Annotated in this window: 7 protein-coding genes and 1 pseudogene; 5 read left to right on the top strand and 3 right to left on the bottom strand. The window is 76.3% G+C overall.

The window, feature by feature from the left end; genetic code table 11:
• Positions 1-431: 431 nt before the first annotated feature.
• The 5 genes from RKE29_RS24510 to RKE29_RS24490 all read left to right on the top strand — a co-directional run bounded on the left by RKE29_RS24510 (position 432) and on the right by RKE29_RS24490 (position 5340).
• Positions 432-1337, top strand: coding sequence for a carbon monoxide dehydrogenase subunit G (locus tag RKE29_RS24510; protein WP_312007792.1), 906 nt, complete (start codon positions 432-434; stop codon positions 1335-1337).
• 171 nt (positions 1338-1508) lie between these two features.
• Complete coding sequence (locus RKE29_RS24505; protein WP_312007790.1) at positions 1509-2345, top strand: aldose 1-epimerase; 837 nt, start codon at positions 1509-1511, stop codon at positions 2343-2345.
• Between the two features lie 178 nt (positions 2346-2523).
• Entirely contained in the window at positions 2524-3063 is a 540-nt protein-coding gene (pyrE, locus tag RKE29_RS24500; protein ID WP_312007788.1) for an orotate phosphoribosyltransferase, read from the top strand.
• 314 nt (positions 3064-3377) lie between these two features.
• Positions 3378-4400: a class II fructose-bisphosphate aldolase gene (fbaA, locus tag RKE29_RS24495; protein WP_312007786.1), complete on the top strand. Its 1023-nt coding sequence runs from the start codon at positions 3378-3380 to the stop codon at positions 4398-4400.
• A 526-nt stretch (positions 4401-4926) separates the two neighbouring features.
• The gene (locus RKE29_RS24490; RefSeq protein ID WP_312007785.1) at positions 4927-5340 is read left to right on the top strand and encodes a DUF3151 domain-containing protein; all 414 of its coding nucleotides are present in this window, start codon (positions 4927-4929) and stop codon (positions 5338-5340) included.
• Between the two features lie 419 nt (positions 5341-5759).
• Here the strand turns inward: RKE29_RS24490 and RKE29_RS24485 are convergent, their stop codons facing one another.
• From RKE29_RS24485 to RKE29_RS24475, 3 genes and pseudogenes are all read right to left on the bottom strand, one after another.
• Positions 5760-7421, bottom strand: coding sequence for an ABC transporter permease (locus tag RKE29_RS24485; protein ID WP_312007784.1), 1662 nt, complete (start codon positions 7419-7421; stop codon positions 5760-5762).
• Positions 7418-8347 carry an ABC transporter ATP-binding protein gene (locus RKE29_RS24480; RefSeq protein ID WP_312007782.1) on the bottom strand — a complete coding sequence of 310 codons (930 nt, stop codon included), beginning with the start codon at positions 8345-8347 and terminating at the stop codon, positions 7418-7420. The genes RKE29_RS24485 and RKE29_RS24480 overlap by 4 nt, the downstream gene beginning before the upstream one ends.
• 397 nt (positions 8348-8744) lie before the next feature.
• Positions 8745-9170, bottom strand: a pseudogene (locus RKE29_RS24475) (hypothetical protein); the annotation flags it as partial.

Genomic DNA, 9170 nt, shown 5'->3' with positions numbered 1-9170 from the left:
CGCGCCTGGCGCTCGCCGAGCGGGGGCCGCGCCCGCGGTGGCTGACCGCGTGGCGGCTGCGGGCCGCGGAGCGCGCGGCGGTGCGGCAGCGCCGCGGCGGCCCGCACGTGTCGACGCTGACGCACCCGCGGTACGGGTGACGCACCCGCGGTACGGGTGACGCGCCGGCGGTACGGGTATACGGGTGCGGTACGGGTACCGGGCGCGGTACGGGTGGTGGGCGCGGCGCATGTGGTGGGCGCGGGCAGGCGCCCTCCGATCGGGTGGCCCCCGGAGCGCGGCGGCGGCGCCCGGAAGCGGGCCGAGAGCGCGGGTACGGCCGGTGAGCGCGGGCGCGCGGCCGAAACAATCAGGCCCATGACAAACCGAAGGGCGAAAGTCACGCCTGCGTAAGAGTCTCACCCGGGGCCCCGTGGGTAGGGTCAGAAGCTATGGAGCATGAGGTGTTCGTCCCGTTTCCCGTCGACACCGTGCGGCGGGCGCTTTCGGAGTCCGCCCGCGTCGCCGCGTGCGTGCCCGGACTCCAGCGGGACGCCGACGAGGCGGCGGACCCGCTGACCGGGCGGCTGCGCCTGCGGATCAGCGGCTCCACCATCACCTACCGCGGCACGCTGCGCCTCGCCGAGCGCGGCGGGGTGTTCGAGGTCGAGGGGGAGGGCACGGAGGCGCGCGGCAGCGGCTCGGTGCGGCTCGCCCTGACCGTGGTGGCCAAGGCCGTGGACGGCGGGACGGGGCTGGTGTGCTCCGGTGGGGCGCGCGGGAAGGGGCGGCTCGCGGAGTTCGACAGCGCGGCGGCGTCGCTGGTCGGGCGGCGGCTGCTGGACCGGTTCGCCCAGGCCCTGACCGCGAGCCTGGTGGACGACCCGCCGGCCGCCGCGGACGCCGCCGCGGACCCGGGCGCTCCGCAGGCCGGGAAGCCCTCGGACGCCGCGGACACCTCGGGCACCGGGAAGGCGGCGAAGGCCGAGGACGCCGAGGACGCCAAGGACGCCGAGGACGCCGACGGCCTGGACGGGGACGACACGGACGACCTTGCGGACGTCACCGACCTGCGTTCCGCCGCCGGCGCGGAGCCCGTCGAGGCCGAGATCGTGCCCGACGCGCCCGTGCCCGCCTCCGCCGACGAGCCGCCCGCCGAGGCGGCCCACGCCCGGCGCACCATGATCGGCCGCAGCACGGAGGAGGTCGACCACGCCCCGCCGCGCGGCCGGTACGCACCGGTGCCCGCGCCCGAGTCCTCGCCCGGCGGCCCCCTCCCGCGCTGGGCCGCGCCCGCCGCCGCCGCGGTGATCGCCTCCGCCGTCGTGGTCGGCCGGGCCCTGCGCCGCAGACGCTGACGCTGACGCCGTAACGCCCGCCGGTCCGTCGCCGTACGCCCGTCTGCCACCCGCCCGTACGCCCTGCCCGCCCGCCGCCGTACGTCCGCCTGTCCGCCGCCGCGTAGGGTCGGCCGCGCCGCGACGGGGGTGCTGACCCGCGTCCAGGTCGGCTGCGCATAGGGTCGTGGCGTGACGGATGACCACATCACTTCAGCCGGCGGGGACGCACCGGCCGACGCCGTGCGGCTGGCGGCCGGCGACGCCGAGGTGACGATCACGCCCGGCAACGGCTGCCGGGTCGGCTCGCTGCGGATCGGCGGCACGGAGCTGCTGCGGCAGGGCCCGCGCTACGGGTCGTTCCCCATGGTGCCGTGGTGCGGCCGGACCGACCGGGGGCTGTTCCGCAACGGCGACGCGCGCCACCGACTCCCCGTCAACTCCCCGCCGCACGCCATCCACGGCACCGGCCGGAACGTCCCCTGGCGTACGGTCCACGCGTCGGACACGGCCGCCGCCTTCGCGTACGACCTGGCCGACCCGTGGCCGTACCGGGGCCGCGTCACCCAGACCTTCGACCTGGCCGCCGACCACCTGACCCTCACCCTCGCCGTGGAGACGGCCGGCGACTCCTTCCCGGCCCAGGCCGGCTGGCACCCCTGGTTCCGGCGCACGCTCGGCGAGGGGGAGGGTGCGGACGGTGCCGAGATCTCCTTCACCCCCGGGTGGCAGGAGGAGCGGGGCGCCGACCACCTGCCCACCGGCCGCCGTATCGCGCCGCTGCCCGGCCCGTGGGACGACTGCTTCGGCATGCCCGACGGCGTGGACGTGACCGTGACCTGGCCGGGGCAGCTGGAGCTGAAGGTCACCAGCCGGGCCGAGTGGGTCGTGGTGTACGACGAGCAGTCGGAGGCGGTGTGCGTCGAGCCCCAGTCCGGCCCGCCCAACGGCCTGAACACGCTGCCCCGCCTGGTCACCCCGATCGACCCGCTGGAGGTGTCGGCCACCTGGGCCTGGCGCCGCCTGTGACCCGGGGACCCGAGGACCCGGGGACCCGAGGCGCTGGCGACTCGGCGAAGCGGGCCGGCTGCCGACCCGGTGAGCGACCGCCGGCGCACCCGCCGCGCACCCGGCGCCGTGTCCGGCTTGCGCGCAAAGAGGCGGGTCAGCGGCAAGATCGACGAGGGCACGCCCTAATCTGCTCCATATGAGCGAAGCCCGGGACGCCCTGCTGCGGCAGATCAAGGACAAGGCCGTGGTGCACGGCAAGGTCACCCTCTCGTCCGGCAAGGAGGCCGACTACTACGTCGACCTCCGCCGCATCACCCTCGACGGCGAGGCCGCGCCGCTGGTCGGCGAGGTCATGCTCGACCTGACCGCCGACCTGGACTACGACGCGGTGGGCGGGCTGACCCTGGGCGCCGACCCGGTCGCCGCGGCCATGCTGCACGCCGCCGCCGCGCGCGGCCGCAAGCTCGACGCCTTCGTCGTACGCAAGGCAGGCAAGGCGCACGGGCTCCAGCGCCGCGTCGAGGGGCCGGACGTGGCCGGGCGCCGGGTGCTGGCCGTGGAGGACACCTCCACCACCGGCGGCTCGGTGCTGACGGCGGCCGAGGCGCTGCGCGCCGAGGGCGCCGAGGTGGTGGCCGTCGCGGTGATCGTGGAGCGCGGCGCCGCCCCGGCGATCGAGGCGGCGGGCCTGCCGTACTACCAGGCGTACGGCCTGTCCGACCTCGACCTGGCCTGACGGGCCGTCGGGCCTGACGGCCGCGACCAGGCCGACCGGCTCGATGGGGCTCAGGGCGCCGGGACCCGAACCGGACGCCCCCGGCCCGTCAAGCCCGGTCACCGCCTGGTCCACGGTCGGCCGGTTTCACGTGAAACATCGCCACCCCTGCGTGTGACGCTCGTGACTGCCTGTGGCCACCACGTCGGCCAGTCGGCAGAGTCTGGGAGGATAAGCCCGGACGACGGCGTCCCTCTGAGCCTGTCCTCGGTACGTCGTCCAAGGTCAGGGTTACGGTTCAGAACTCAACCCCGCACACCCCAAGGAGCGGACAGATGCCCATCGCATCCCCCGACATCTACAACGAGATGATCGACCGGGCGAAAGCAGGCAAGTTCGCCTACCCGGCCATCAACGTGACGTCCACCCAGACCCTGCACGCCGCGCTGCGGGGCTTCGCCGAGGCGGAGAGCGACGGGATCATCCAGATCTCCACCGGCGGCGCCGAGTTCCTGGGCGGCCAGTACAGCAAGGACATGGTGTCCGGCGCGGTCGCGCTCGCCGAGTTCGCGCACGTCGTCGCGGAGAAGTACCCGATCAACATCGCGCTGCACACCGACCACTGCCCCAAGGACAAGCTCGACGGGTACGTACGCCCCCTGATCGCCCTCTCGCAGGAGCGGGTGAGCGCCGGTCGTAACCCGCTCTTCCAGTCCCACATGTGGGACGGCTCCGCCGAGACCCTCGCCGACAACCTCGCCATCGCCCGGGAACTGCTCGCCGAGGCCGTCAAGGCGAAGATCATCCTGGAGGTGGAGATCACGCCGACCGGCGGCGAGGAGGACGGCATCACCCACGAGATCAACGACGAGCTGTACACCACCGTCGCCGACGCCGAGCGCACCGCCGAGGCCCTGGGCACCGGCGAGAAGGGCCGCTACCTGCTGGCCGCCTCCTTCGGCAACGTGCACGGCGTGTACAAGCCGGGCAACGTGGTGCTGCGGCCCGAGCTGCTGCGCGACCTCCAGGACGGCGTGGGCCCGAAGGTCGGCAAGACCGACCCGTTCGACTTCGTCTTCCACGGCGGCTCCGGCTCCTCCCAGGAGGAGATCGCCACTGCGCTGGAGAACGGCGTCGTGAAGATGAACCTCGACACCGACACGCAGTACGCCTTCACCCGCCCGATCGCGGACCACATGTTCCGCAACTACGACGGCGTGCTGAAGGTCGACGGCGAGGTCGGGTCCAAGAAGACGTACGACCCGCGCAGCTGGGGCAAGCTGGCCGAGAAGAGCATGTCCGAGCGCGTCACCCTGGCGTGTTCCGACCTGCGCTCCACCGGCACCAAGCTGAAGTAGTCGCGCGGGCGCCGCCTCGCGCGGCGCCGCCAGGTGCCCGTACGGGTGCCGAAACGCTCCAGCGGCCGCCGCCCCGGGACCGGGGCCCGCCGCCCCGGCACGGGCCCGCCGCCCCGGCACCGGGCGGCGGGCCGCTCACCGCGGGCGGCGGCCGCTCGTGACTTCCGCCGGGCCGGGCGTACGGCCGTGACCGGCGTACGACCGGACCGGGCGTACCGGGCCCCGGCGGCCGGGCCCTGGCCGTACGGCCCGCTGCCCGCCCGGCCCGCCGTACCCGTGCGGCCCGACCCAGCCCGGCCCGGCCCGACCCAGCCCGGCCCGGCCCGGCCGTACCGGAGCCCTTCCCGCACCGGAGTGACCGGCCACCGGGACCGTCGGCGCGCCCGCGCGGCAGGCCGCCGCCCGCGGCGCCCGGCCGGGATGTACACGCCCGGCCGGGGCGTACACCCGGCCCCGCCCGTCCCGTACGCCCCGGCTCGTCGCGGGGGAGGCGCCTGGCCGGGCGGGGCGCGGCACACTGGAACCCATGGCTATCCATGAGAACCTCCTCGGGGGACCGCCCCCGACCCTGCTCCCCGACGACCCCGAGCCCCGCGAGCTCCTGGCCTCCGGTGCGGCGCCCGAGGAGGTCGCCGCGAAGTATCCCGAGTCCTCGCTGGCCTGGGCGCAGCTCGCCGACCAGGCGTTCGAGGCGGGCCGCCCGGTCGAGTCCTACGCGTACGCCCGCACCGGCTACCACCGCGGCCTGGACGCGCTGCGCCGCAACGGCTGGAAGGGGCACGGCCCGGTGCCGTTCGAGCACGAGCCCAACCGCGGATTCCTGCGCGCCCTGCACGCCCTGGCCCGGGCCGCGCAGGCCATCGGCGAGGAGCCGGAGTACGAGCGCTGCACCGCATTCCTGCGGGACAGCTCGCCGACGGCGGCCGAGACGCTGAGCTGACGCAACCGGCCGCCGGGCCGCGCGGCCGCCTGGAGCAGGTGCGCACGACGGCGCGGCCGCGACCCGAAACGGGCCCGCGGCCGCGCCGTCCGCCGTACCAGGCGCGTAGGCCGGGCCGCCTGACCGCTGGCCTGTGGCCCAGCCCACCGCACCAGGGTGGCCGCGACGCCGCACCCCACAGGGTGGCCGTACCGCCGCGCCCCAGGTCGGAAGGCCCGCCGCGCCCCGGACCGGTCAGGCCCGCAGCACCCCGGACGGGGAAGGGGCGCACCCCCGGGACCGGCAGGCCGTACCGCTCCCCTCGCCCGGCAGGGCACCCCGCACCCCCGGCCCGGCAGGCCGAACCACACCCCCGCCCGGCAGGCCGTACCGCTCCCCTCGCCCGGCAGGGCACCCCGCACCCCCCGCCCCGCAGGGCGCTACGCCCCGAAGTCCCGCCGTCGCAGCCCGGCCAGCCCCGCGCCCGCCGCCACGGCGATCACCGCCGCCAGCCACGCGAACGGCACCGCCGACACCTCGCCGCCCGGCAGGTCCGGCAGGTGGCTGAAGGGCGAGAGGTCCATGGCCCACTGCGGCAGGTCCACGGCCGGGCCCAGCCAGCCGATGGCCAGGGCCGCGCCGACCAGCCCCCACGCCGCGCCGGACAGCCGCGGCAGCGCGCCGACCAGGAAGACCGCCGCGCTGGTGACCACCCACACGGCCGGAACCTGGGCCAGCCCGGCGGCCACCAGCCGGGGCACCTGCCCGGCCAGGTCGTCGGTCGCCAGGCCGTAGGAGACGCCGGTGGCCAGGCCGCCGAGCGCGAGCACCAGGGCGCTGCCGAGGTACGCGGCCAGCAGGTGGCCCCCGGCCCAGCGCAGCCGGCCGACCGGGCCCGCCAGCAGCGGCTCGGCGCGGTTGCCGGTCTCCTCGCCGCGCAGCCGCAGCACGGCGCTCACCGCGTACACCAGGCACACCAGGCCCAGCATGTCGACCATGGCGGCCAGGAAGGAGTCGGTGACGCCCTGGTGGCCGCCCATGCGCTCGAAGATGTCGCGCGTGCGGCCGCTGTCGCCGATGATGTCCTCCGCGTCCTTGGAGATGCCGCCGAAGACGGCCCCGGCGAAGACCAGGCCCGCGGCCCAGCCGAGCAGCGCGCCGCGCTGGAGCCGCCAGGCCAGCCCGTACGGGCCGTGCAGCAGCGGCCCGGCGCCCGCCGGTCCGGGGCGGTCCGGCAGGTAGCCGCCGCCGAGGTCGCGGCGGCCCGCCAGGGCGTACGCGGCCGTGACGCCGGCCGCGGCCAGGACGGCGACCAGGGCCAGGGGCCACCAGCGCTCGCCCGCGTAGGGCCGTACGTTCTCCGCCCAGCCCAGCGGCGAGGCCCACACCAGCCAGTGGCTCGACCCCTCGGCCGCGTTCTTCGCCGCGTCGCCCGCCATGCGCAGCACGAAGGCCACGCCCAGGACGGCGGCGGTCAGGCCCTTGGCCAGCCGGGCGTTGTCGGTGAGCTGCGCGGCCACCGCGGCCAGGCCCGCGAACGCCAGGCCGGTCAGCCCGATGGCCAGGCCCAGGGCGACCGCGCCCGTCCCGCCCTCGCCGGCGCCCGCGAGGCCCGCCATGACCAGCAGCGCCACGCCCGCGTTGGCGGCCAGCGCGATCGTCAGCGCCGAGGTCAGGCCCGCGCGGCGGCCGACCGTACCGGAGGACAGCACCTCCTGGCGGCCGGTCTCCTCCTCCTCGCGCGTGTGCCGCACGACGAGCAGCAGGCTCATCACGGCGGCCAGCGCGGGCGCGAAGGCCCCCATGCGCCAGGCGGTCAGGCCGCCGACGGAGTCGCTGAAGACCGGCCCGTACAGGGCGCGCGTGGAGCCGTTGGCGAGCATGTCGCGGGCCAGGTCGGCGCGCTCGGCGGCGGTGCCGTACATGTTCTTGATGGAGCTCGCGACGCTGCTGACGGCCAGGCCGAGGACCAGCACCCACGCGGGCAGCATGATCCGGTCCCGGCGCAGCGCGAGGCGCAGCAGCACGGCCGTACCGGCCAGGTCCCGGGAGGACCCGCGGCGGTGGGTGGCGACACGCGCGGGGGAGGCGGTGGCGGTCATCGTCCCACCGCCTGCCGCGCCGCGGAGGCGCCCCGGGCCTCGCTTTCACCCTGGTAGTGCCGCAGGAACAGCTCCTCCAGCGTGGGCGGGGCGCTGGTCAGGCTGCGCACCCCGACGTCGGCCAGGTGCTTCAGCACGTCCCCGAGCTTGTCGGTGTCGACCTCGAACTTCACCTTCGCCCCCGAAGCGTCCAGGTCGTGCACCCCCGGCAGCCCGGACAGCTCGCCCGGCTCGCCGGCCAGCTCGGCCTCGATGCTGGTACGGGTCAGGTGGCGCAGGTCGGCGAGCGAGCCGGACTCGACCCGGCGGCCCTTGCGGATGATCGTGACCCGGTCGCACAGCGCCTCCACCTCGCTGAGGATGTGGCTGGACAGCAGCACCGTGCGCCCGCGCTCCCGCTCCTCGGCCACGCAGGAGCGGAACACCTCCTCCATCAGCGGGTCGAGCCCGGAGGTCGGCTCGTCGAGAATCAGCAGGTCGGCGGTGGAGGCGAAGGCCGCCACCAGGGCCACCTTCTGCCGGTTGCCCTTGGAGTAGGCCCGGCCCTTCTTGGTCGGATCCAGCTCGAACCGCTCCAGCAGCTCGGTACGCCGCTCCGGGTCCAGCCCGCCGCGCAGCCGCCCGTACAGGTCGATCACCTCCCCGCCGCTCAGGTTGCGCCACAAGGTGACGTCCCCGGGCACGTACGCGATGCGGCGGTGCAGCTCGACCGCGTCGTGCCAGGGGTCGCGGCCCAGCACCTCACTGGTGCCGCCGTCGGCGCGCAGCAGGCCGAGCAGGACGCGGATGGTCGTGGACTTGCCGGAACCGTTGGGGCCGAGGAAGCCGTGCACCTCGCCTTCGGTGACGTCCAGGTCGAGCCCGTCCAGTGCCGGGCTGCGGCCGAACGACTTGTGCAGATCGGACACCCTGATCGCGTTCGTCATGATGGCCGCGTACCCAACTTTCGTGGTATCCCGCATCGTTCGGCGTAGCTGTGCCCGCTTGGCCCAGCGACCGGGGCCCACCGGCCCGCGGCCCGGGTCCGCCCGGCCCGGCGGGCCACCTGGGCCGCCGGGCCGACCGGCCCGGGCCCGCCGCGCGGGGGCGGGCGGGCGACCGTGGCAGGGGGCGGGCCCTACGTCCCGGGCGGCGCGTCTACGTGTCGGCTGGGCCCCGGGCCGCCCACCAGCGGAGCACCCAGGCGCGGCCCGGTTCCGGGTGGCCCGGCCCGCGCCGTACGGGTACGGGCGGGCCGGGCCGGAAGGGGCGGGCGGGGCTGGCCTTGGCCATGTCCGGCGCGGGGGATCGCCGGATGGTGGCCGCACCGCGCCCGCCCCCGTCTCAGGGGCGCGAGGGCGGTGGCACGCCTCGGGCGTGGTGGCAGCGCTGCCCCGCGCGGGCCTCCGACAGCTTCACCCGGCGGGCGGCGCCGCAGGTCGTGCACCGGCACGACCAGGCCACCGAGGCCCGTCCCGGGTATGACTCGATCGGCTCGTACCCGGCCTCCAGCATCTCCGCCGTGGCCTCGGCGGGCGTGACGGGCGGGCGCCGCCGCCGGTCACCCCCGCCCGGCCACCCCGCTCCCGGCGGGGGAGCCGGTACGGGCTGGAGCTCGCCGGTCGAGTCGTCGCCGGTCAGGGGCGTGGGCCCGCCGACCAGCAGTCCGAGGCTGACAGCGGTCTTACGGTGGCAGCGGCAGGCGCAGTGGCCTCCGTGGCACAGGGCGTGGGCTTCGGTGAGGCCGCCGGGCCGGAGGGCCGCCGCGCA

The organism is Streptomyces sp. B1866, assembly GCF_031932565.1.
GTDB lineage: Bacteria > Actinomycetota > Actinomycetes > Streptomycetales > Streptomycetaceae > Streptomyces.
This window is presented reverse-complemented; position numbering and strand designations above follow the sequence as displayed.